Annotated in this window: 20 protein-coding genes; 18 read left to right on the top strand and 2 right to left on the bottom strand. The window is 61.7% G+C overall.

The features are described 5' to 3' along the window. Positions 1-2 precede the first annotated feature (2 nt). The 12 genes from ACE3O2_RS04325 (at position 3) to lpxC (ending at position 16,036) form a co-directional block, all read left to right on the top strand. Positions 3-1,745: a penicillin-binding protein 2 gene (locus ACE3O2_RS04325; protein WP_308418708.1), complete on the top strand. Its 1,743-nt coding sequence runs from the start codon at positions 3-5 to the stop codon at positions 1,743-1,745. Continuing rightward, the gene (gene murF, locus ACE3O2_RS04320) at positions 1,742-4,549 is read left to right on the top strand and encodes a bifunctional UDP-N-acetylmuramoyl-L-alanyl-D-glutamate--2,6-diaminopimelate ligase MurE/UDP-N-acetylmuramoyl-tripeptide--D-alanyl-D-alanine ligase MurF (protein ID WP_374335037.1); all 2,808 of its coding nucleotides are present in this window, start codon (positions 1,742-1,744) and stop codon (positions 4,547-4,549) included. The genes ACE3O2_RS04325 and murF overlap by 4 nt, the downstream gene beginning before the upstream one ends. A gap of 2 nt (positions 4,550-4,551) precedes the next feature. Next, positions 4,552-5,670 (top strand): phospho-N-acetylmuramoyl-pentapeptide-transferase, encoded by a 1,119-nt coding sequence (gene mraY, locus ACE3O2_RS04315; RefSeq protein WP_374335035.1) that lies wholly within the window; start codon positions 4,552-4,554, stop codon positions 5,668-5,670. A gap of 8 nt (positions 5,671-5,678) precedes the next feature. After that, a complete protein-coding gene (gene murD / locus ACE3O2_RS04310; protein ID WP_374335033.1) occupies positions 5,679-7,073 on the top strand; it encodes a UDP-N-acetylmuramoyl-L-alanine--D-glutamate ligase in 1,395 nt (464 codons plus the stop codon). Next, the gene (gene ftsW, locus ACE3O2_RS04305; RefSeq protein ID WP_374335031.1) at positions 7,066-8,235 is read left to right on the top strand and encodes a putative lipid II flippase FtsW; all 1,170 of its coding nucleotides are present in this window, start codon (positions 7,066-7,068) and stop codon (positions 8,233-8,235) included. Before murD ends, ftsW begins: the two co-directional genes overlap by 8 nt. Beyond that, the gene (gene murG, locus ACE3O2_RS04300) at positions 8,232-9,302 is read left to right on the top strand and encodes an undecaprenyldiphospho-muramoylpentapeptide beta-N-acetylglucosaminyltransferase (protein ID WP_374335029.1); all 1,071 of its coding nucleotides are present in this window, start codon (positions 8,232-8,234) and stop codon (positions 9,300-9,302) included. Before ftsW ends, murG begins: the two co-directional genes overlap by 4 nt. Then, the gene (gene murC, locus ACE3O2_RS04295) at positions 9,299-10,690 is read left to right on the top strand and encodes a UDP-N-acetylmuramate--L-alanine ligase (RefSeq protein WP_374335027.1); all 1,392 of its coding nucleotides are present in this window, start codon (positions 9,299-9,301) and stop codon (positions 10,688-10,690) included. The genes murG and murC overlap by 4 nt, the downstream gene beginning before the upstream one ends. A gap of 8 nt (positions 10,691-10,698) precedes the next feature. Then, entirely contained in the window at positions 10,699-11,631 is a 933-nt protein-coding gene (locus tag ACE3O2_RS04290) for a D-alanine--D-alanine ligase (protein ID WP_374335025.1), read from the top strand. Positions 11,632-11,674: 43 nt separating this feature from the next. Further along, entirely contained in the window at positions 11,675-12,538 is an 864-nt protein-coding gene (locus ACE3O2_RS04285) for a cell division protein FtsQ/DivIB (protein WP_374335023.1), read from the top strand. A gap of 16 nt (positions 12,539-12,554) precedes the next feature. Continuing rightward, positions 12,555-13,787 carry a cell division protein FtsA gene (gene ftsA, locus ACE3O2_RS04280; RefSeq protein WP_168876603.1) on the top strand — a complete coding sequence of 411 codons (1,233 nt, stop codon included), beginning with the start codon at positions 12,555-12,557 and terminating at the stop codon, positions 13,785-13,787. A gap of 79 nt (positions 13,788-13,866) precedes the next feature. Then, a complete protein-coding gene (ftsZ, locus tag ACE3O2_RS04275; protein ID WP_168876965.1) occupies positions 13,867-15,024 on the top strand; it encodes a cell division protein FtsZ in 1,158 nt (385 codons plus the stop codon). A gap of 91 nt (positions 15,025-15,115) precedes the next feature. Then, positions 15,116-16,036 (top strand): UDP-3-O-acyl-N-acetylglucosamine deacetylase, encoded by a 921-nt coding sequence (lpxC, locus tag ACE3O2_RS04270; protein WP_374335020.1) that lies wholly within the window; start codon positions 15,116-15,118, stop codon positions 16,034-16,036. A 12-nt stretch (positions 16,037-16,048) separates the two neighbouring features. On the opposite strand, the gene ACE3O2_RS04265 is transcribed toward lpxC, so the two are convergent. Further along, entirely contained in the window at positions 16,049-16,495 is a 447-nt protein-coding gene (locus ACE3O2_RS04265; RefSeq protein WP_374335018.1) for a DciA family protein, read from the bottom strand. 64 nt (positions 16,496-16,559) lie between these two features. On the opposite strand from ACE3O2_RS04265, the gene ACE3O2_RS04260 reads away from it, so the two are divergent. From ACE3O2_RS04260 to ACE3O2_RS04250, 3 genes are all read left to right on the top strand, one after another. Then, complete coding sequence (locus tag ACE3O2_RS04260; RefSeq protein ID WP_374335016.1) at positions 16,560-17,456, top strand: M23 family metallopeptidase; 897 nt, start codon at positions 16,560-16,562, stop codon at positions 17,454-17,456. 137 nt (positions 17,457-17,593) lie between these two features. After that, positions 17,594-20,326, top strand: coding sequence for a preprotein translocase subunit SecA (secA, locus tag ACE3O2_RS04255; protein WP_374335014.1), 2,733 nt, complete (start codon positions 17,594-17,596; stop codon positions 20,324-20,326). A 151-nt stretch (positions 20,327-20,477) separates the two neighbouring features. Further along, a complete protein-coding gene (locus ACE3O2_RS04250) occupies positions 20,478-20,834 on the top strand; it encodes a DUF4870 domain-containing protein (RefSeq protein WP_374335012.1) in 357 nt (118 codons plus the stop codon). Positions 20,835-20,866: 32 nt separating this feature from the next. On the opposite strand, the gene queG is transcribed toward ACE3O2_RS04250, so the two are convergent. Beyond that, the gene (gene queG, locus ACE3O2_RS04245) at positions 20,867-21,970 is read right to left on the bottom strand and encodes a tRNA epoxyqueuosine(34) reductase QueG (RefSeq protein WP_374335010.1); all 1,104 of its coding nucleotides are present in this window, start codon (positions 21,968-21,970) and stop codon (positions 20,867-20,869) included. Here queG and tsaE point away from each other — a divergent pair, their 5' ends adjacent. Genes tsaE through ACE3O2_RS04230 form a run of 3 tightly spaced genes read left to right on the top strand, consistent with a single transcriptional unit; the run spans position 21,971 to position 23,988 of the window. Continuing rightward, the gene (tsaE, locus tag ACE3O2_RS04240; protein WP_374335542.1) at positions 21,971-22,447 is read left to right on the top strand and encodes a tRNA (adenosine(37)-N6)-threonylcarbamoyltransferase complex ATPase subunit type 1 TsaE; all 477 of its coding nucleotides are present in this window, start codon (positions 21,971-21,973) and stop codon (positions 22,445-22,447) included. Next, the gene (locus ACE3O2_RS04235) at positions 22,417-23,727 is read left to right on the top strand and encodes an N-acetylmuramoyl-L-alanine amidase (RefSeq protein ID WP_374335008.1); all 1,311 of its coding nucleotides are present in this window, start codon (positions 22,417-22,419) and stop codon (positions 23,725-23,727) included. The genes tsaE and ACE3O2_RS04235 overlap by 31 nt, the downstream gene beginning before the upstream one ends. Positions 23,728-23,751: 24 nt before the next feature. Next, complete coding sequence (locus tag ACE3O2_RS04230) at positions 23,752-23,988, top strand: PP0621 family protein (RefSeq protein WP_374335006.1); 237 nt, start codon at positions 23,752-23,754, stop codon at positions 23,986-23,988. Positions 23,989-23,990 lie beyond the last annotated feature (2 nt).

Here is a 23,990-nt window from a genome sequence, read left to right as displayed (position 1 = left end):
ACGTGGCACGCGCGCGCTATGCCAATCCTGAACTTGCCCTGAAGTTGCCGGCCTGGCGGTCGGCACTGGTCTTTGGCATGCTCGGTTTGGGCATTGTGGCGCTGGCGGGTCGTGCGCTCTACCTGCAGGTGCAGCAGGATGATTTCCTGCGCAAAGAAGGGGAGATCCGCTACAACCGGGTGATCCCGCTCAAGGCCAAACGCGGTGTGATTACCGACCGTGAGGGCAATACCCTCGCACGCAGCGCACAGGCGGCCAGTATTTGGGTCAATGCCAAAGAGGCGGCCGGGCTGGTGACTTTGGAGCAATTTCGCCAGTTGTCCGACCTGCTGAAAGTGCCTGAAACCGAGCTGCGGGCTCGTTTTGCCAGCAAGGACCGTGAGTTCGTCTACCTCAAGCGCCGCATCAACCCGGAGCTGGCCAAAACCATTCTGGACCTGAAAGTGCCTGGGGTGTACCAGCAGCCTGAGTATGTCCGCCTGTATCCCGCGCACGAGATGATGGCCCATATCGTTGGCTTTACCGACAACGACGAGAAGGGGCAGGAAGGTATCGAGCGGGCACGTAACAGTCTGCTGGCCGGACAGGATGGCCGCTGGAAGGTGATCCGCGATCGCCGTGGTTATGTGGTGGAAGACGTTGGCACCAAGGTGCTGCCGAAGGACGGCGAGACGGTCACCCTGTCCATTGACAGCGATATTCAGTACTGGGCTTATCACGAACTGGTGGCGGGGGTGGCTGCGGCCAAGGCCAAGGCTGGTGGCGTGGTGGTACTGGATGCCCATACCGGCGAGATCCTCGCTCTGGCCAACCTGCCGACCTACAACCCGAACAACCGCAGCAAGATCGACCCCAGCCGCATGCGTAACCGTGTGCTGACCGATCAGTTCGAGCCCGGTTCCATGATGAAGCCGCTGTCGATCGCCACGGCGCTGGACGCCGGGATCGTGCAGCCCACCACCCTGATCCCGACCAGCGGCAGCACCCAGATCGGCGGCCGTACCATCACCGATACCCATAACTATGGCTCGCTGACGGTAGAGGGCGTGGTGCAGAAGTCGAGCAACATCGGCACCGCCACCATCGCCCTGAGAATGCCGGCCGAAACCTTGTGGAGCCTGTTCGATCGCGTCGGCTTGGGCAAGGTGCCAGGCACTGGTTTCCCCGGCGAGGCACGTGGCAAGCTGCGGTCCCCCAAGACCTGGCAGACGGTAGAGCAGGCCACCATGTCTTACGGCTATGGCCTGTCGGTCAGCCTGATGCAGATTGCTCGCGCCTACATGGTGTTTGCCAATAACGGTGCCATTCGCCCGGTGAGCATCCTCAAGCTGGATGCGCCGGGGCCCGCCACCCAGGTGCTGAAGCCGCAAACCGCCCAGCAAGTGCTGAAAATGCTGGAGATGGTGACTCAGCCCGGTGGGACCGCGCAACTGGCGCAGGTGGTGGGCTACCGGGTCGGCGGCAAGACCGGCACAGCATACAAGGTCAGTGGCCGGGGCTACGACAAGAGCAAGTATGTGGCCTCCTTCGTCGGGGTCGCGCCCATCTCCAACCCTCGGATCATCGTGGCCGTGATGATCGATGAGCCGGATCCGACCCGCCATTACGGTGGTCAGGTCGCCGCGCCGGTATTCAGCAAGATTGTGTCCGACATCATGCGCAAGATGAAGGTGCCGCATGATGCGCCGGTACAGACCACGGTGATCCCAGGCTTTGATGAGCCGGAAGCGGAGACCGGACTATGAGTATGAACATGGATGTGATGGCATTTCTGCGGCAACTGCCGCCATCGGTCACCGATCTGACGCTGGATAGCCGCATGGCTGGTCCGGGGCGGGTATTTGTCGCCATGCCGGGCAGCGCCCAGGATGGCCGTCGTTATATTGAGCAGGCGGTGGCCGCCGGTGCCAGCGCGGTGATCCATGAGGCAGAAGGCTATGAGTGGCCCGCTGCGCTGCAAGTGCCGCATTGCGCGGTGACTGGCTTGCGCGACCAACTGGGCCAGATTTCTGACCAATGGTATGGCGCACCCAGTCAGCAGCTGAGCCTGATTGGTATTACCGGAACCAATGGTAAAACCTCCTGCACCCACTGGCTGATGCAGGCGCTGGATGCGCTGGGTCGCAAGACTGCCGTCATCGGTACGGCAGGCAACGGCTTTGCCGGGCAGCTGGTGGAGGCCGCCAACACCACGCCGGATGCCGTGACCTTGCACGCCACCTTGGCGGACTTGCTGAAACAGGGCGCGCGGGCGGTGGCGATGGAAGTGTCCTCGCATGCGCTGGAACAAGGCCGCGTCAACGGTGCACGTTATCGTACCGCCCTGTTTACCAACCTGACCCGCGATCATCTGGATTATCACGGCACCATGGCAGCCTATGGCGCTGCCAAGGCCCGCCTGTTCTGCTGGCCCGGCCTGCAGCATGCCGTGATCAATATCGACGACCCGTTTGGACCCGAACTGGTGGCGCTGGCCCGGGCGCAGGGCGTGCAGGTGCTGAGCTATGGCCTGTCGCAAGGTGACCTGCATTGTCGCCAGTTGCAGATGGGCTTGGAGGGCTTGCAGCTGGAGCTGGTCACCCCGTACGGGGACGTTTCTGTCAACAGCACGCTGCTGGGGCGCTTCAATGTCGCTAACCTGCTGGGCGTGCTGGGTGTGCTGTTGTGCGAAGGGGTGTCGCTGGCCGAGGCTGGCCGTGTGCTGGGCAGGATTCGCAGTGTAGCGGGTCGCATGCAGCGGGTTGGCGGTGGTGTTCAGCCTTCGGTGGTGGTGGACTACTCGCACACGCCGGACGCGCTGGAAAACGCATTGCAAACGCTGCGCGATGTCCTGCCTGCAGGGGGCAAGCTCTACTGCGTGTTCGGTTGCGGCGGTGACCGTGACGCGGGCAAGCGCCCCATTATGGGTGAAATTGCCGGTCGGCTGGCTGATGTGGCTGTGGTGACCAGCGACAATCCGCGCACCGAAGACCCGCACAGCATCGTCGCGCAGGTGGCGGCGGGTGTGGTGGGCGCGCACCATGTCGAGGTCGATCGCCGTGCTGCCATTCGCCATGCTATTGCGGCTGCCCAAGCCGGTGACATCGTATTGATCGCCGGCAAGGGCAACGAGGATTACCAGATCATCGGCAAGACCAAGCACCACTTTGACGATGTGGAAGAAGCACGACTGGCGCTGGTGGGTGCGGATGAAGCTGCGATGACCACGCTCAGCATGGCCGCTGAAGCCATTGGCGCGCAGCTGATCGGCAACGATGTGGCCTTCCGCCACGTCACCCACGATACCCGCACCGTTCAGCAGGGCAGCCTGTACGTGGCACGCAAGGGCGCGTCGCTGGATGGCCATGCCCTGATTCCGGATGCGCTGGCGGCAGGTGCCGTGGCCGCGCTGGTCAGTGAAGTACCCGCAGCCGCTTATGCCTGCCCGGTGTTGCAGGTGGCCGATGTAGATCTGGCGCTGGGCAAGCTGGCAGCCTGGTGGCGTGGGCGTTTCCGTATCCCGGTGGCCGGTGTCACGGGTTCGGTCGGCAAGACCACAGTCAAGGAAATGCTGGCGGCGATTTGTGCGGCCGAAGTCGGTGCGGAACAGGTATTGGCCACCGAGGGCAGCTTCAACAACCATACCGGCTTGCCGCTTACCCTGTTGCGCCTGCGTCCTCAGCACCGCTTCGCCGTGATCGAAATGGGCATGAACCACACCGGCGAGATTGCCTACCTGACAGGGCTGACCCGTCCGGATGTGGCCTTGATCAACAATGCTGCACCGATTCATCTGCCGGGTGTGGGTGGCACGCTGGATGGCGTCGCCGCGGCCAAGGGCGAAATTTTCAGGGGTCTTGCCGCCAGCGGCATCGCCGTCATCAACGCGGCAGACCCGTATGCGGACTACTGGAGTGGCCTCAATCCCGGGCGTCGCAAGGTGACCTTCGGTACGGCGCAGGCGGATGTGCACGCCGAAGCCAGCAGCAGCGCACGCGGTACTGAGCTGTTGCTGCACACCCTGTCGGGTGAGATTCAAACCTGCCTGCAGGTGCCGGGGCAACACAATGTGCGCAATGCGCAGGCGGCTACTGCGGCTGCACTGGCTTTGGGCATTTCTCCCAAGGCAGTGGCGGCCGGGCTGGCCCAATACCAGGGCAGCAAGGGCCGCTTGCAGCAGAAGCCCGCCCGTTTCGGTGGCCGTCTGATTGACGACACCTACAACGCCCAACCAGCCAGCATGCGCGCCGCGCTGGATGTACTGCAAGCGATGCCGGGCAAACGGGTATTCGTGATGGGCGGCATGGGCGAGCTGGGCGAGCAAAGCTGTGACCTGCACGCCGAAGTGGGTGCCTACGCTCAAGGACGCACCGATTGCATGCTGGCCTGGGGTGGCGACACCGCACAGGCGTGTGCTGCATTTGGCCCGACGGCACAGCACTTTACCGAGTTCGATGCCCTGCTGCAGGCGCTGGAAACCTTGCTGGACGCCGATTGTTCGGTACTGGTCAAAGGCTCCCGTGCCATGCGCATGGAGCGGGTGGTGGAACATTTCATGAGGGAGGCCTGAGCATGCTGTTGCTACTGGCACAATGGCTGGCGGCCCACACCGAGATTCGGGCCTTCAATGTGTTCAACTACGTCACCTTGCGTGGCGTGCTGGCGATGCTGACCGCGTTGTTTGTCTCGCTGTGGCTGGGGCCATCGGTCATCCGCAAGCTGACCTCGCTGAAAGTGGGCCAACCGATCCGTGATGATGGTCCACAAACCCATCTGAGCAAGGCTGGTACGCCGACCATGGGCGGGACCCTGATCCTGCTGTCGCTGGCGGTGACGACTCTGCTGTGGGCCGACTTGCGCAACCACTACGTCTGGCTGCTGCTGCTGGTGACGCTGGGTACCGGGGCGATCGGCTTCATTGATGACTACAAGAAAGTGGTGCACAAAAACCCGAAAGGCCTGTCTGCCCGCGCCAAGATGATCGGCCAGAGCGCCATTGCGCTGATCGCCGGTTACTGGCTGGCGACCCATGGCAGCTTCGCACTGTCCGACTTCAAGGAAACCGCTGCGCAGACCACGTTGCTGGTGCCCTTCTTCAAAACGGTGGCCATCCCGTTTGGGCTGGTGGGCTTCATGGTGCTGACCTATCTGGTGATTGTCGGCAGCAGCAATGCCGTCAACCTGACCGACGGGCTGGATGGCCTCGCCATCATGCCCTCCGTCATGGTGGCAGGTGGCCTGGCGGTGTTTGCCTACGTGGCGGGCAATATGCTGCACGCACGGCACCTGGGCTTCCCTTTCCTGCCGGGTACCGGCGAGGTGGTGATCTATTGCGGCGCCCTGGTCGGGGCAGGTCTCGGCTTCCTGTGGTTCAACGCCTACCCGGCTGAAGTGTTCATGGGTGATGTGGGTGCGCTGGCGATTGGTGCCGGTCTGGGTACGGTGGCGGTGATCGTGCGGCAGGAAATCGTGTTCGCCATCATGGGTGGCGTGTTCGTGGTGGAAGCGGTGTCGGTGATGCTGCAAGTGGCCTACTTCAAGTACAGCGGTGGCAAGCGCATCTTCCTGATGGCGCCTTTGCATCACCACTACGAGAAGAAGGGCTGGAAGGAAACGCAGGTGGTGGTCCGCTTCTGGATCATCACTATGATGCTGGTGCTGGCCGGTCTGGCCACCCTGAAGCTGAGGTAATCCAAAGCATGTACGGCAACCAACGGGTACTGGTTCTGGGGATGGGCGACAGCGGGCTGTCGGCCTGCCGCTGGCTGTGTGCGCATGGCGCGCAGGTCACGGTGGCAGACAGCCGCAGTGCGCCGCCTCAGCTTGCCCGTTTCCAGCAGGATTTGCCGCAGGTCTCCATCCATCTGGGGCCGTTTGACGACATGCTGTTTGGCGGTATTGACTATGCCGTGGTCAGCCCCGGCATTGCGCTGGCGGAACCGGCGATTGCCCGCGCCCAGGCTCGAGGCGTGCCGATGCTGGGCGATGTGGAGTTGTTCGCACGCTGGATTCGTGACTGGCCCAGCAAGGTGATTGCCATCACCGGCTCCAATGGCAAGAGTACGGTCACCAGCCTGGTGGGGCATCTGTGCCAGCAGGCGGGTCTGAAAACCATGGTGGCAGGTAATATCGGCCTGCCGGTGCTGGATGCGCTGGAAGCCTGCGAAGAAGACCGTGCAGATGGCGCGGCATATCCGGACGTGTTTGTGCTGGAGCTGTCGAGCTTCCAGCTGGAAACCACGAATAGCCTGCGCTGCGACAGTGCGACGGTACTCAATCTGTCGGAAGACCATCTGGATCGCTACGAGGGCATGAATGGCTATGCCGCCGCCAAGCAGCGCATTTTCCTGAATGCCAAGGCACAGGTACTGAACCGTGATGATGCCCGCAGCTGGGCGATGCGCGACGCGCGTTTGCCGCTGCGCAGCTTTGCGCTGGCTACGCCGCAGTCCGCCAGCGAGTATGGTCTGCTGGACCGGGCGGATGGCCTGATGCTGGCGCGGGGGGATCAGGCCTTGCTGCCCGTACTGTCGGTACCGCTGCCCGGCTTGCACAATGCCGCCAACGTGCTTTCTGCACTGGCCTTGCTGGACGCTGCCGGACTGCCGCTGGACACGCTGCTGCCGCATGTGGCCAGCTTCCGTGGCTTGCCGCACCGGGTGGAGCCGGTGCTGACGCTGAGTGGCGTGACTTTTATCGACGATTCCAAAGGTACCAATGTCGGCGCGACAGAAGCCGCCTTGCTGGGCTTTGACCGGGGCGTGCGTCTGATTGCCGGGGGCGATGGCAAGGGGCAGGATTTCAGCCCGCTGCAGCACGCTGTGCAGCGCTCTACCCGCGCGGTCTACCTGATTGGGCGTGATGCAGTGCAGATTGAAGCCGCCCTGCAAGGCAGTGGCGTGCCGGTACAGCACTGTGCGGACCTGCCGGCAGCAGTGGAAGCCGCCTGGGCCGATGCGCAGGATGGCGAAGTGATCCTGCTCAGCCCGGCCTGCGCCAGCCTCGACATGTTCCGCAACTATGCACACCGCGCTGAGGTGTTCATTGCTGCGGCCAACGCAATCGCTGCACGAGTGGGAGGGGCGCATGGTTAGCCTGTCCTTCCGCCAGCTGCGTAACCGTCCGCAACCCAGTGGCGTGGATGCGGTGCTGGTATGGTCCACCCTGCTGCTGCTGGCCATCGGTCTGGTTATGGTGTATTCGGCGTCCATCGCCTATGCCGCGACTGACAAGGACACCAACTACCGCATCACCTATTACCTGACCCGTCAGGCAGTGTTCATTGGGGTTGGGCTGGTAGCGGCAGTGGTGGCATACCAGATCCCGACCCGCATCTGGCAACAGTATGCGCCTTATGCCTTCCTGTTCGGGCTGACCCTGCTGGTGATGGTGCTGATCCCGCATGTAGGCCGCGAGATCAATGGTAGCCGTCGCTGGCTGGGTCTGGTGGTGATCAACCTGCAGCCGTCTGAACTGATGAAGCTGTTTGTGGTGCTGTATGCCGCTGATTATACGGTGCGCAAGGCCGCTTACATGCACAGCCTGATCAAGGGCTTTGTGCCGATGTTCTTTGTGATGCTGATCACCGGTGGCTTGCTGCTGGCGGAGCCCGACTTCGGCGCTTTTGCAGTGATCACCGCGATTGCCATGGGAACCCTGTTCCTGGGGGGCATGAACTGGCGGCTGTTTGTCGGCCTGGTGCTGACGCTGGGTATCGGCTTTGTGCTGCTGGTGACCACTTCCGAGTATCGCTACAAGCGCGTGCTGGGCTTCCTGAACCCGTTTGCTGATCCGCTCGGCAAAGGTTACCAGCTGACCCACTCACTGATTGCCTTCGGCCGTGGTGAAGTATTGGGGGTCGGTCTGGGCGGTTCGGTCGAAAAACTGCACTACCTGCCGGAAGCGCATACCGACTTCTTGCTGGCGATTGTGGCCGAGGAGCTGGGCTTCGTTGGCGTTGCAGCGGTGCTCGGCCTGTTCCTGCTGCTGGTCTGGCGCATCTTTGCGGTGGGCAAGCAAGCCCTGAAGCTGGAGCGCTACTGGTCGGCACTGGCCGCCTATGGTGTGGCCATCTGGATTGGTGGACAGGCGCTGATCAATATCGGCGTGAACGTCGGCTGGTTGCCCACCAAGGGCCTGACCCTGCCGCTGATGAGCTTTGGTGGTTCCGGCACGGTGGCCAACCTGATGGCGCTGGGTCTGGTATTACGGATTGATTGGGAGTCACGGCAAATGATGCGGGGGTTTCAGGTATGAGCAAGACCGCCCTGATCATGGCTGCCGGGACCGGTGGGCACATTTTCCCGGCGCTGGCCGTGGCACAGGCGCTGCAGGCCAAAGGCTGGAAGCCCGTCTGGCTGGGTACCACCCACGGCATGGAGAATCGCCTGGTGGCACCGTATGGCTACCCGATAGTGCAACTGCAGATGCAAGGCGTGCGTGGCAATGGTCTGCTGCGCAAGCTGAAGACCCCCTTCATGTTGCTGCGAGCCATCTGGCAAGCCCGCAAGGCCATCCGCCAGCATCGTCCGGCAGTGGTGGTGGGTTTTGGCGGCTATGTGGGTTTCCCGGGGGCAGTTGCGGCTTGGTTGTCCGGGGTGCCACTGCTGATCCACGAGCAGAACGCGGTGGCGGGGCTGACCAACCGTGTCAGTGCCAGGCTGGCCAAGCGGGTGCTACAGGCGTTTCCGAATGTGTTCCCGCTGCAGCCCAAGCTGGCAACGGTGGGGAACCCGGTGCGCGACAGCATTGTGGCGATGCCGGAACCGGCTGTCCGCTATGCCGACCGGCATGGGCCGCTGCAATTGCTGGTAGTCGGCGGTAGCCAGGGTGCCATGGCACTTAACCAGACGGTGCCTGCTGCACTGGCCAGCATGCCGGAAGCGCAGCGGCCACAAGTGGTGCATCAATCAGGTGAAAAGCAGATTGCGGCCCTGCGTGAGCACTACGCTCAAGCCGGGGTGGCGGCAGAAGCTGTGCCTTTTATTGAAGACATGGCCGCAGCCTTGCAGCGGGCCGATGTGGTGCTGTGTCGTGCCGGTGCCCTGACGGTGAGCGAGCTGGCTGCAGCCGGTGTAGCCGGTATCTATGTACCGCTGCCCACGGCAGTTGACGACCACCAGACGGCCAATGCCCGCTTCCTGACGGACGCGGGTGCCGGCTGGCTGTTGCCGCAAAAAGAGATGACGGTGGCGTCGCTGGCGCGTTTGCTGGCCGGGCTGGACCGTCAGGAATTGCAAGCTCGTGCCGAAAAGGCGCGGCAAAAAGGCATGCCGCAGGCCACCCAGCAGGTGGTTGCGGCATGTGAAGAGGTGGCGCGATGAAACACAAGGTCAAACGGATTCATTTTGTCGGCATTGGCGGTGTAGGCATGTCCGGCATTGCCGAGGTCTTGCTCAACCTCGGTTTCGAGGTCAGCGGCAGTGATCTGGCCAGCAATGCCACTACGCAACGGCTGGCCAAGGCGGGTGCCAGCATCCATCAGGGGCATGGCAAAGGTTTGCTGCACGGTGCTGACGTGGTGGTCACGTCTACCGCCGTACAGGCAGATAACCCGGAAGTGCAGGAAGCCCGTGAACTGGGCATTCCGGTGGTGCCGCGCGCCATGATGCTGTCCGAGTTGATGCGGCTGCGGCAAGGCATTGCGGTGGCGGGTACCCACGGCAAGACCACCACCACCAGTCTGGTGGCTTCCATTCTCGGCAAGGCCGGGCTGGACCCGACCTATGTGATCGGTGGGCGGCTCAACGCAGCGGGCAGTAATGCCAAGCTGGGTAAGGGTGATTTTCTGGTGGCGGAAGCAGACGAATCGGATGCGTCCTTCCTGATGCTGAGCCCGGTGATGGCGATCGTGACCAATATCGACGCCGATCATATGGATACCTATGGCCATGACTTTGAAAAGCTGAAGGGCGCGTTTGTCGATTTCCTGCAACGCCTGCCGTTCTATGGCCGTGCCGTACTGTGTGTGGATGATCCGCACGTGCGCTCCATCCTGCCGCGCATCAGCAAGCCGGTCACCACCTATGGCGTGAGTGAAGACGCGCACATTCGCGCCGAGAACATCGTCGCCAACCATGGCCAGATGCAGTTCGACGCGGTATGGCAGAACGGTACTGAGCACCGTTTGCCCATCACGCTCAATACGCCGGGCCACCACAATGTGCTGAATGCGCTGTCCGCCATCGCGGTGTCGCTGGAAGTGGGCGCGTCGGAAGAGGCGATTCAAAGCGCGCTGGCCGAGTTTGGCGGCGTGGGCCGACGGTTCCAGCGTTATGGCGAAGTGCCGTTGCCGCAAGGTGGCAGCTTCACGCTGGTGGATGATTACGGGCATCACCCGGTGGAGATGGTGGCAACGCTGGCAGCGGCGCGTGGCGCGTTTCCGGATCGCCGTCTGCTGCTGGCGTTCCAGCCGCACCGTTATAGCCGCACCCGCGACTTGTTTGAAGATTTCGCCCAGGTCTTGTCCACCGTGGATGGTCTGTTGCTGGCCGAGGTGTATCCAGCAGGTGAGCAGCCGATCGTGGCGGCAGATGGCCGTGCCCTGGCGCGTGCCGTGCGGGTGCAAGGCCGGGTCGAGCCGGTGTTTGTGGCCGAGATTGCGGACATGCCGGAGGCCATCCTGCGGGTGGCGCAGCCGGGTGACGTGGTGATGACCATGGGGGCAGGCTCCATCGGGGCGGTGCCGGGCAAATTGGTGGCAGGACAATGAGCATGGACATGAAGCAGAAGTACGGCAAGGTGGCGGTAGTGATGGGTGGCCCGTCCGCCGAGCGCGAAGTCTCGCTGATGAGCGGTAACGGTGTGCTGGATGCCTTGCGCAGCCGGGGCGTGGATGCGCATGCGTTTGATCCGGCGGAGCGTCTGCTGGCAGATCTGAAAGCCGAGGGTTTTGATCGTGCTTTCCTGATCCTGCATGGCCCCTTCGGTGAGGATGGCACGGTACAGGGTGCGCTGGAAGTGATGGGCCTGCCGTATACCGGCTGTGGCGTGATGGCGTCGGCCATCGGCATGGACAAGCTGCGCAGCCGTCTGCTGTGGCAAGCACTGGGTTTGCCGGTGCCGCAGTTTGAGCTGCTGGATGAGCACAGCGACTGGGATGCCGTCGTTGCCAAGCTGGGCCTGCCGATCTTCGTCAAACCGAATATCGAAGGCTCCAGCATCGGCATCAGCAAGGTGAAGCAGGCGGCTGATCTGCCTGCGGCCTTTGCCGAAGCACGGCGCTATGACCGCGTGGTGCTGGCGGAGCGTTTTCTGGATGGTGGCGAGTACAGCATGCCGATCCTGGGCGATGAGGTCAGTGGCTTTGTCACGCTGCCCGCCATCAAGATTGAACCGGCGACCGAGTTTTACGATTACCAGGCCAAGTATTTCCGTGACGACACGGTGTACCGCTGCCCGTGCGGTTTGTCCGCCGAGCAGGAAGCCACCATCGGTGAGCTGGTGAAAAAGGCCTTCTGGGCGATCGGCGGTCGCGGCTGGGCCCGGATCGACTTCATGACCGATGCCGCAGGCCAGCCGTATTTGTTGGAAGCCAATACCGCGCCGGGCATGACCAGCCACAGCCTGGTGCCGATGGGGGCTCGGCAGGCCGGGATGGACTATCCCGACCTGGTGTTGCGGATTCTGGATACCACCTTGCAAGGGGCGTAATAGAACATGCTGATCAGGCTGCACGACAGAAAGGAGCGCACACATGTGGGATAAGCCACAGGTGCTGAATGCGCTCGCCAACCTGTTGTATGGCCTGTTCGCAGCGGCGGTGCTGTATAGCGGGGTGTACCTGCTGGTGAATTCACGTGCCTTTCCGCTGCGGCAGATCAAGGTGGAAGGGCAGTTGTCACACATCAGCCGTGATCAGGTGCACTACATCTCGAAGAATGTGATGCAAGGCAATTTCTTCACGCTGGATATTGATGAAACCCGGCACGCCTTCGAGAAGTTGCCCTGGGTGCGGCAGGTGAGCATCCGCCGGCGCTGGCCGGGGGTGCTGGTGGTCAGTATTGAAGAGCATCAGGCGCTGGCGCGCTGGGGCGAAGCCTCGCTGGTCAACACCCGCGGTGAAGTGTTTGAGGCCAATAGCGAAGACGAGCTGCCGCAGTTCAACGGGCCGGAAGGCAGTAGCCAGGATGTGGTGGCCGCTTACCGCAAGTTCAGCAGTGTGCTGGGCAGCAAGCACTTGCAGGCGGTGAAGCTGGAGCTGTCCCCCCGGCGTGCCTGGCGCATGCAGCTGTCGAACGGCATGCAGGTACTGGTGGGGCGCGATGATGTGGATGACCGCCTGAAGCGATTCATTGGCATTTATGACCGGGCCTTGGCCGGGCGCAACACCATCGGCGTGGTGGACTTGCGTTACAGCAACGGGGTGGCGATCCGCTTGCCCGCCAGTGCCTTGCCCGCGGATGCAGAAGCGAAGCCAGTGAACAAACCGGCTGCAAGCAAGCCCGGTAATGGCAGCAAGCCGGGAAGTACGGGTCAGGCGGTGCCGAACAAGCCGGCCAAGCCCGCAGCACAGACAACCCGACCGGGCCGTCCGGTCATCAACAGACAACAGGTTTAAAGCAGGAGAACACAGGGTGAGCAAGGACAGCAAAAACCTGATCGTCGGGCTCGACATTGGCACCAGCAAGATCGTGGCCATCGTGGCGGAGCTCAAGGTGGATGGCCAGCTGGAAATCATCGGCATGGGCAGTCACCCCTCCCGCGGCCTGAAAAAGGGCGTGGTGGTCAATATCGAATCCACCGTGAATGCCATCCAGCGCGCGCTGGAGGAGGCGGAATTGATGGCGGACTGCAAGATTCGCGAGGTGTATACCGGCATCGCGGGCAGCCACATCAAGAGCTTCAACTCGCACGGCATGGTGGCGATCAAGGACAAGGAGGTCAGCCAGACCGACGTGGACCGGGTGATCGAGACGGCGCGCGCAGTGAACATCCCGACCGATCAGCAGATCCTGCACATTCTGGAGCAGGAATTCATCATCGACGGGCAGGAAGATGTGAAAGAGCCGCTCGGCATGAGCGGGGTGCGGCTGGAGGTGAAGGTGCATATCGTCACCGGCGCCGTGTCTGCTGCGCAAAACATCATGAAGTGTGTGCGCCGCTGCGGGCTGGAAGTGACCGACCTGATCCTGCAACCGCTGGCGTCGGCCCACGCCGTACTCTCTGAAGACGAAAAGGATCTCGGCGTCTGCCTGATCGACATTGGCGGTGGCACCACGGACATCGCAGTGTTCACCGAGGGGGCCATTCGCCATACCGCGGTGATCCCGATTGCCGGTGACCAGATCACCAGCGACATCGCCATGGCCCTGCGTACCCCGACCAAAGAGGCGGAAGACATCAAGCTGGCCCACGGTTGCGCACTGCGCCAGCTGGCGGATGCCAACCAGATGGTGGAAGTGCCGGGGGTAGGCGAGCGCGGGCCGCGCCAGCTGTCGCGTGCGACGCTGGCCGAGGTGATCGAGCCACGCGTGGAAGAGTTGTACACCCTGGTGCAAGCCGAGCTGCGGCGCAGCGGGTTTGAGGACCTGCTGTCCTCTGGCATCGTGATCACTGGGGGCTCCAGCCTGATGCCAGGCATGGTGGAGCTGGGCGAGGAGGTGTTCCATATGCCGGTGCGCATTGGCCTGCCGCAGAACGTGCTGGGCTTTGCCGAGGTGGTGCGCAACCCGCGCTACTCCACCGGCGTGGGCCTGCTGATGTTTGGCAAGCAGCAGGCGCAGCGGCACCAGATCCAGCGCTTGCAAGGCGCCTCCATGGGGCAACTGTTTTCGCGGATGAAGAGCTGGTTCCAGGGCAATTTCTAAACAGGATTTCTGACCGCTGCGCGGCGCAGCGGCGGATGTGCAAGCAGTACTTTACTCGGGCAAAGAAGGAGAACAAATGATGTTTGAGCTGATGGAAGACGTACAGCCGGAAGCCGTGATCAAGGTGATCGGGGTGGGTGGTTGCGGTGGCAATGCCATCGAACACATGATTGAATCCGGTGTGCAAGGCGTGGAATTCATCTGCGCCAATACCGACGTTCAGGCCTTGAAGCGCAGCTCTGCCCATGTGCAGCTGCAGCTGGGCGTCAGCCTGACCAAGGGTCTGGGTGCCGGTGCACGCCCGGAGGTGGGTCGTGCCGCTGCGGAAGAAGATCGAGAGCGCATTGCGCAAGTGATCGAGGGCGCCAATATGCTGTTCATCACCGCTGGCATGGGTGGTGGTACCGGTACCGGTGCGGCACCGGTGGTGGCGCAAGTGGCCAAGGAAATGGGCATCCTGACCGTGGCAGTGGTCACCAAGCCGTTCAGCTTTGAAGGCAAGCGCCAGCGCGCCGCCATGGCTGGGGTGGAAGAGCTGCAAAAGACGGTGGATTCGCTGATCATCATCCCGAACGACAAGCTGATGCAGGTGCTGGGTGATGACATGCCGGTGCCGGATGCTTACCGTGCTGCCAATGGTGTGCTGCATGGTGCCGTGGCCGGTATTGCCGAGATCATCAATTGCCCGGGTCTGGTGAACGTCGACTTTGCCGACGTACGCACCGTGATGAGCGAGATGGGCATGGCGATGATGGGTTCGGCTACCGCTAGCGGTGTCGATCGTGCCCGCATTGCTGCCGAGCAGGCTGTGGCCAGCCCGCTGCTGGACAATGTGGACCTGCGCGGTGCACGCGGCATCCTGGTCAATATTTCGGCCAGCAGCAACATGAAGATGCGCGAGCTGAACGATGCGCTGGAAGTGATCCGTGCTTATGCCGCCGAAGATGCCGAAATCATCTACGGTAACGTGTTCGACGAGAGCATGGGCGACAGCATGCGGGTGACGCTGGTGGCAACGGGTCTCGGCATGTCCGCCGTGCGCAAAGAGCAAAAGCCGATGACGTTGATCAAGACCGGTACCGACAACATGGCGACCGAGATTGATTACGATGCCTTCGAGAAGCCGGCAGTGATGCGCAGCCCGCGTGAGCGCTTGTCCAGCCGTAATGTGGACAGCAGCTTCTCGGCACTGGATACGCTGGACATCCCGGCTTTCCTGCGCAAACAGGCTGACTGATAGCGGAGCGCTATGGCAGACATGCAGAAGTACAAACACCGGCTATGGGGCTGGGTGGTACACTATGCACTTTGCTCAATGATGTAGACGGATGATCAAGCAACGCACCCTGAAAGCCCCGGTACGGGCCACAGGACTGGGACTGCATTCCGGCGTCAAAGTCGAAATGTGGTTGCATCCTGCCCCGGTGGACCATGGCATTGTGTTCCGGCGGATAGATCTGCCGGGCCAACCGTGTATCCAGGCGAAGCCCGAGTTCGTGAACGATACGCGGCTGTCATCGACGCTGGTCGATGGTGAGGTGCGGGTGGGAACCGTTGAACATCTGATGTCTGCCCTGGCCGGTCTGGGTATCGACAATCTGCTGGTCGAGCTGTCCGATCAGGAAGTGCCCTTGATGGACGGGTCCGCCGCCCCGTTCATCTTCCTGATGCAGCAGGCCGGTATTGTCGAGCAGGCTGGCCACAAGCGTTTTGTCCGTATCAAGCAGCCGGTACGGGTGGAGGTGGGGGACAAGTGGGTGGAGTTGCTGCCGCACGATGGCTATCGTGTCAGCCTCACCATCGAGTTCCGCCACCCGGCCATTCAGAAGTCGGACCAGACGGTCCATATTGATTTTGCCAATGCCTCATTCATCGAGGAAATCAGCCGCGCCCGTACCTTTGGCTTCATGCATGAGGTGGAGTGGATGCGCAGCCAGGGTCTGGCCCTGGGCGGCAGCCTCGATAACGCCGTGGTGCTCGATGAGTACCGGGTACTTAATAGCGATGGCTTGCGCTACGAAAATGAATTTGTACGCCACAAGGTGCTGGATGCCATTGGCGACCTCTACCTGCTGGGTTTCCCGCTGATCGGGGAGTTCCGTGGTTTCAAATCGGGTCACGCGCTGAACAACCAGCTGCTGCGCAAGCTGCTGGCAGATGAAGCCGCCTACGAGGTGGTGAGTTTCCGTAGCGCGGATGAGGCCCCCAACGCGTTTCACCGTTTGCAGACCGCCAATCTGGCGGTTTGACCTCGCCCGGATTCAGCCTTTGCGGTGATGCTGCAGCAAGCGGCTCATGGCCTGCTGTAGCGAGCCAGCAGGGAGCTGGGCGACTTGCGCTTCTACCGCCTGCAAGGCCTTGCCGGACAGACCCGGTTTGGGCCGACGGCTCGGCACCACCTGGGCGCGGGTTTGCACCACTACCCGGATTGCGCTAATCTCGCCGCCAGCCACCCCGTTGCCTTGCCCCTGTTGCTGAATCAGCCGGAGCAGTGCCGGCTGATACTGGCGCAGTCGTGCTGCGGCAGTGCCGTGCTCGGCAGCAATGACCAGGGTACGTTGTTCCACTGCGGCAACATGGCAGCAGCCCGCCAGCCCCTTGGGCAGCAGTTTGCCCAACAGGCGCTCCCATTGTTGCAGATGGTCAGCCACCCGAAGCAGGCGCTGCAGCCCGGCCTGTTCGCTGGCAAAGGTCAGTGGACGTTTCACACCTGCATTGTACGCGAAGTGGCGAGGGCTGCATGGCCCGTCCGCCCCTGTGAGAGAGGTAAGCATGGAAATCATCCTGATGGCGTCCACCACCGGCCGCGTGCGCCAGCTGCGGCTGCGGCGCTGGCAATTATGGTGGGGTATCCCGGCCTTGATTCTTTCCGGGGTGGTGGCGGTGCTGGCGGCCATCTGGATGGTGATCTGGCTGGTGCCGGGGGCGAGTGAAGCCATCCTGCTGCCGCTGCTCAATGCCAGTACGGTTGCACAGCGTGAGGACAGCCGCCATACCGATCCCATGGAGGCGCTGGTGCGTCGCATGGGGCAGATGGAAGGAGAGCTGAAAGTGGTGCAGCTGCAGCAGCAAGCGCTGGCGCAGCAGCAAGGGCTCAGCCTGACCCGGCCAGCGGCGGTCCCGCCTGCCGTTGGCGGTCCCGAAGTACCGCTCACCCCTGCCATGCTGCAACAACAGCTTGGCAAACTGGAAGAAGCGGTGGCCCGCGCCCAGTCCGACCAGCAGTTACTGCAAAGCTGGACCGCCATGCAAACCCGTCAGCAGTATCAGCTGCCGGAGCTGATGCCGGTCAATATCGGCGAGTTTACCTCCAACTTTGGCCCACGCAGCGACCCCTTCAGCCGCAGGCAGGCGATGCACGAAGGCATCGACTTTGCGGCACCGGTGGGGACGTCCATCCAGGCGGCCGGGGCAGGAACGGTAATCTATGCCGGTTATCACCATGACTATGGCTATATGGTGGAAATCGACCATGGGCATGGCATTACGAGTCGTTATGCCCATGCCTCCAGGCTGCTGGTACAGATGGGGGATCATGTGCAGACCGGTGACGAAATCGCCAAGGTGGGCAGTACCGGGCGCTCTACCGGCTCGCATTTGCACTTTGAAGTCCGCTTTGATGGTGTCGCGCAAAACCCCAGCCGATTCATTCCGGGCAGTGCGGGTTGAAAAACTCCGGGGTAGTCCCCACCTGCCATGCCAGCGCCATGCCATGGTGCTGGATTGCTTCGCCGTCACATTGCGGTTAAAGTGGCGCGTTTATCGTTCTATTTTGCAGCCTCACCGCTGCCGAGATTGTTGACCCCATGATTGCCTCCCTGCTCAGAAAAGTTTTCGGTAGCCGTAATGATCGCCTGATCAAGCAGTACAGCCAGGTCGTGCGCAAGATCAATGCCCTGGAACAGGAGCTGCAAGCGCTGTCCGATGACGCTTTGCGGAACAAGACGGTACAGTTCCGTGAGCGGCTGGCCGGGGGGGAGACGCTGGATGCCTTGCTGCCGGAAGCGTTTGCGGTCTGTCGTGAAGGTAGCCGTCGTGCCTTGGGCATGCGCCATTTCGATGTGCAGCTGATTGGCGGCATGGTGCTGCACAATAACAAGATTGCCGAAATGCGCACCGGTGAAGGAAAGACGCTGGTGGCCACGCTGCCGGTGTACCTGAATGCGCTCACCGGCAAGGGTGTGCACGTGGTGACGGTAAACGACTATCTGGCCAGCCGTGATGCGGCCTGGATGGCCAAGCTATACAACTTCCTGGGCCTGACGGTGGGCGTTAACCTCAGCCAGATGTCGCATGACGACAAGCAAGCTGCCTACGCTGCCGACATCACCTACGGCACCAATAACGAATACGGTTTTGACTACCTGCGCGACAACATGGTGCAGGAAACTTCCCAGCGCGTGCAGCGTGGCCTCAACTTTGCCATTGTCGATGAGGTGGACTCCATCCTGATTGACGAGGCGCGTACGCCGTTGATCATCTCCGGCCAGGCGGATGACAACACCGAGATGTACTACCGCATGAATGAGGTGGTGCCGCTGCTGGTGCGTCAGGACAAGGAAGATGGCGAGGGTGATTTCTGGGTCGATGAAAAAGGCCACAATATTGTCATGTCTGAGGCCGGGCATGAGCATGCCGAGCAGATCCTGGCGCAACGTGGCCTGCTGCCGGTAGGCCGCAGCCTGTACGAGCCGGGCAATATCGTGCTGATGCACCACCTGACGGCTGCGCTCAAGGCGCATCACCTGTTCAAGCGCGATACCCAGTACATGATTCGCGATGGTGAAGTGGTGATCATCGACGAAAATACCGGCCGCCTGATGGTGGGCCGCCGTTGGTCGGATGGTCTGCACCAGGCGGTGGAAGCCAAGGAAGGGGTGCCGGTGCAGCGCGAGAGCCAGACGCTGGCCTCGATCACCTTCCAGAACTATTTCCGCTTGTATCGCAAGCTGGCCGGTATGACCGGTACGGCCGATACCGAGGCGTTCGAATTCCAGTCCATTTACGGGCTGGAAACCGTGGTCATCCCGACGCACCGGACCATTCAGCGCAAGGACCATCTGGATCAGGTCTATCGCACCGCAGAAGAGAAGTACCGGGCCATCGTTAAGGATATTGAAGCCTGCCGTGAGCGCCAGCAACCGGTGCTGGTCGGGACCACTTCGGTGGAAAACTCCGAACTGCTGTCCGCCATGCTGCAAAAAGCAGGCGTCCCGCATGAAGTGCTGAACGCCAAGCAACACGCGCGTGAGGCCGAGATCATTGCCCAGGCCGGTATGGCCGGGCGGGTGACGGTGGCGACCAATATGGCCGGCCGTGGTACCGATATCGTGCTGGGTGGCAATATCGAGAAAGAACGGCAGGCGATCGAGCAGGACGAGAGTCTGAGCGAGAGCCAGCGCGAGCAGAAACTGAGCCAGATGAAAGCAGACTGGCAGCAGCGCCACGATGCCATTCTGGCGTCCGGTGGTTTGCACATCATCGGTACGGAGCGCCACGAATCCCGCCGTATCGACAACCAGCTGCGTGGCCGTTCCGGTCGACAGGGTGACCCGGGCTCCAGCCGTTTCTATTTGAGTCTGGAAGATCCGCTGCTGCGGATTTTTGCAGGCGACCGCATTGCCAAGATCATGGCCTTCCTGAAGATGCCGGAAGGTGAGCCGATCGAAGAGAAAATGGTGACCCGTGCGCTGGAAGGGGCACAGCGCAAGGTGGAATCGCGCAACTTTGACATGCGCAAGCAGCTGCTGGAATTTGACGATGTGGCCAACGATCAGCGCAAGGTGATCTACCAGCAGCGCAACGAGCTGCTGGAAGCCAGCCACATCTCGGACACCATCGCGGCGATGCGTGCAGATGTGATTGCGGCCACAGTCAGCCAGTACATTCCGCCGGAAACCGTGGAAGAGCAGTGGGATGTGGAAGGCGCGGAGCGCGCCCTTGCCAGTGAATACCTGCTGGACCTGCCTCTGCGCGAGTGGCTGAAAGCCGATGACAGCCTGGACCCCGAAGGGCTGGTCGAGAAAGTGGTAGCGGCCGCGGATGAAGTGTATGCGGCCAAGGTGGCGCTGGCTGGTGTAGAACCGATGCAGCAGTTCGAGCGCAGCATCATGCTGCATCATATTGACCAGCAATGGCGTGAGCACCTGACCGCGCTGGATCACTTGCGCCAGGGCATTCATCTGCGCGGCTACGCACAGAAAAACCCGAAGCAGGAATACAAGCGCGAAGCGTTTGAGTTGTTCTCCAACATGCTGGACTCCATCAAGCTGGATGTCACCCGTTTGCTGATTACCGTGCAGATTCGCAGTGCGGAAGAGGCGACCGAGGCCGCCGAAGAAGTAAGCCAGCACGAGCCATCACAAGTACAGTACCATCATGCAGACCATGATGAAGCCATGGCGGCAGCCCAGGCCGCTGCCGCTGCGGACCCGGATGCGCAAACCTATGTGCGGGCGGGTGACAAGGTGGGGCGGAATGACCCTTGCCCGTGTGGCTCAGGTCGCAAATACAAGCAGTGCCATGGTCGATTGACCTGAGCACCTGACCTTGCCATGATGCGGTCTGCACGGCGCACAAAACGTCTTGCAGTGAAATGATGTTGTGATATGCTATCGGGCTGAGTTGGCGCGACCACAAGGTGCGCCAACTGTTCATTGAACTGAATCATGGCATGAAAGGTTGATCCGCATGAGCAATGTTAGCGCTCCAAGTCAGGATGACAAGACCCTGGGTTTGATTATCTGGGTGGGTACCATCTTTACGTGGTTCATTGTCGCCTTGGTGATTTACCTGACCAAGAAAGACAGCGAGTTCGCACAGGATCAGGCTAAAGAAGCGCTGAATCTGGTGATCCCGGCGGGTGGCGTGTCCATCGTGCTGAGCATTCTGGCCGGCATCATCCCGGGTGTGGGCTTCATTTTCAGTATTGCTGGCATGTTGTTTGGTCTGGCCATCCTGGTGCTGTGCATCATGGGTGCCATTGCCGTCAATGAAGGCCGTGCTTATCGCGTGCCGTTCCCGCTGCCGATCCGCCTGATCAAGTAATCAGTTGGTTTACGCATGATGACACGGGGCGCTTACAGCGCCCCGTGTTGTTTCAGCGCCCAGATGACGTGCTCACGGACCAGTGCGCTGGGGTGGTCCAGGCGTTGCTGCAGGGCTGAGATCACTTCTGCGCTGCGTGCGGCGTTGCCAAGGCCCACGGCCAGATTGCGCAGCCAGCGCTCATGGCCGATACGGTAGATGGCGCTACCGGCCATCCGTTGCAGGAAGGTGGCTTCGTCCCAGCTGAACAGCTCGCACAGGCTGGCGTGGTCCAGCCCATGGCGAATCTGGAAGTCCGGTTCAGTGCTGAGCTGGGCAAACCGGTTCCAGGGACAGAACAGCTGGCAATCGTCACAACCGTAAACCCGGTTGCCGATCAGCGGGCGTAGCGGCTCCGGAATGGCGCCATGCAGCTCGATGGTCAGGTAGGAGATGCAGCGTCGTGCGTCCACCTGATAGGGCGCCACGATTGCTTGGGTAGGGCACACCTCCATGCAAGCCTGGCATTGCCCGCAATGGTTGCGTATCGGGGCATCTACCGGTAGCGGCAGGGTGGTGAAGATCTCGCCGAGGAAAAAGTAGGAACCCGCCTCCCGGTTTAACAGCAGGGTATGTTTGCCGCGCCAGCCCAAACCGGCTTTGCGTGCCAGCTGGACCTCCAGTACCGGCGCGCTGTCGGTAAATACGCGATACTGGTGGTCCAGCCCCTGCTGCGCCAGCCAGTCCTGCATGCGGCGGGCCAGTTGCTCCAGGCGCTGCTTGACCACTTTGTGGTAGTCACGCCCCAGCGCATAGCGCGAAATCATGGCCAGACCGGGTGTGTGCATGCGCGCACGGGTTTGCGCAGGTGTTTCGGCCAGGTAATTCATGCGGGCAGACAGGATGCGCAGAGTGCCCGGTACCAGTTCAGTGGGCCGGGAACGTTTCGTACCGTGCTTTGCCATATAATCCATCTCGCCGTGGTAACCACGGTCGAGCCAGGCCAGCAGCTCGGGTTCTGCATCAGACAAATCGGTATCGGTGATACCGATCTGCGCCAGACCCAGCTCCTGACCCCATTGCCGGATCAGCTGCGCCAGCATCAGGCCTTGTTCATCGGACAGGGCCGCGCTGGCAGATGGAGATGTGTGTTGCATGTGCTGAATGATACCCCGACTGTCTGTTTTCTGCCGGACGAGGCCGCCACACTGGCGGCGGGTGCCGCCTTGGCAGGCTGCCTGCAGCCCGGGCTGGTGCTGACGTTGCAAGGCGACCTGGGGGCAGGCAAGACCACCTTCAGCCGGGGTTTGCTGCGTGCGCTGGGTGTTGCCGGGCGGATCAAGAGCCCCAGCTATTCTCTGGTTGAACCTTACGTGGTTTCTAACTTATACTTGTATCACTTTGATTTTTATAGATTTGAAGATGCTGAGGAATGGCAGGAAAGCGGATTCCGCGAATACTTCCATGCAGACAGCATTTGCCTGGTCGAATGGCCGGAAAAGGCGGCGGGCAGCTTGCCCGAGCCGGATCTGGCCCTGCGGCTGAATTGGTCGGGTGAAGGGCGTGAGTTGCAGGTACGCGCGCTGAGCCCCGCAGGAGCAGCATGTTTAAACCGGTTCCCTCTCGCTGGCTGACTGAACGCTTGCCGCAAGCACGGCAAGCGCGTCGCCGTTTGTTGCAGTTGGGGAGTGGCGCGGCCTTGCTGCTGGCCTTGCGACCCAGCCAGGCGGCGACAACGGCCCTGCTGTCGGTGCGGGTCTGGCCTGCTGGCGACTATACCCGGGTCACGCTGGAATCCTCACAGCCGCTGGATTACAAGTCATTCAGTGTCAAGGACCCGGAACGTCTGGTGCTCGACATCAACGGGGTCGACCTGAGTGGGCCTCTGCAGCAGCTGGCAGGCAAGGTCAATGACAGTGACCCCTATATCAAGCTGCTGCGTGCCGGTAACAACAAGCCCGGTACGGTGCGACTGGTCTTTGAACTGAAGGTGCCGGTCAAGCCACAGGTCTTTACGCTGGCCCCGGTGGGTGAATATGGCAACCGCCTGGTGGTGGACCTGTACCCGGAGAACCCGGCAGATCCGCTGCTGGCCCTGCTGCAGGAGAAGCAGCGGGATGAAGCTGCGGTCCAGCAAACCAAGCCGGATACCCGCCCCAATGAACCCACCCGCGCGGATGACCCGCCACCGCTGAAGGGCCGGGTGGTGACCATCATGATTGACCCCGGTCATGGCGGGGAAGACCCGGGGGCAATTGGCAGCCGCGGTACGCAGGAGAAGCGGGTGACGCTGGCGATTGGTCGCCGGCTGCGCCAGCTGATCAACGAGCAGCCCAATATGAGGGCGGCGCTGACCCGTGATGATGACTTCTTTGTGCCGCTGGCGGAGCGGGTACACAAGGCCAGGCGCATTGATGCAGACCTGTTCATCTCCATCCATGCCGATGCGTTCCTGACCCCATCAGCACGGGGTTCGTCGGTGTTCGCCCTCTCGGATACCAGCGCCACCTCAACCGCAGCCAAGTGGCTGGCCAAGAAAGAGAACGCAGCGGACTTGATCGGCGGGGTGAGCATGAATGTGGATGACCCCTATCTCAAGCGCACGCTGTTTGACCTCACACAGACGGCGACCATCAACGACAGCTTGAAGCTGGGCAAGGCGGTGCTGGGTGAGATCGGTGGCATCAACCGGCTGCACAAGGGCAGTGTCGAGCAGGCGGGTTTTGCCGTATTGAAGGCACCGGATATTCCGTCCATCCTGGTCGAGACGGCTTTCATCTCCAACCCGGAGGAGGAGGCCAAGCTGACCGATGAGGACTATCAGGACAAGCTGGCGCGGGCCATCGTGAATGGTATTCGCCGCTACTTTGTCAAAAACCCGCCGACGGCACGCACGAAAATGGCTAAACTGTAGCCCTGACTGTTGCGGGAGCAGGATATGGGTCGTTTACTGTTGTTTGCCATGCTGGGGGTGATTGGCTACCTGCTGGTGCGGCGTTTGCTGCAATCCGGCGCACCCACCCTGAAGCACCCGGTACCGCCTCCCGAGCAGACCATCGAGACGGTGCGCTGTACCACCTGTGGCGTGCATGTACCCCGTCGTGAGGCGCTGTATGCCAACGGCCAGTACTACTGCGACCAGCACCGCCCGTCGGGGTCGACTGCGGAACGCTGAGA

Origin of the sequence: Leeia sp., assembly GCF_041909055.1 — a bacterium.
GTDB lineage: Bacteria > Pseudomonadota > Gammaproteobacteria > Burkholderiales > Leeiaceae > Leeia > Leeia aquatica.
This window is presented reverse-complemented; position numbering and strand designations above follow the sequence as displayed.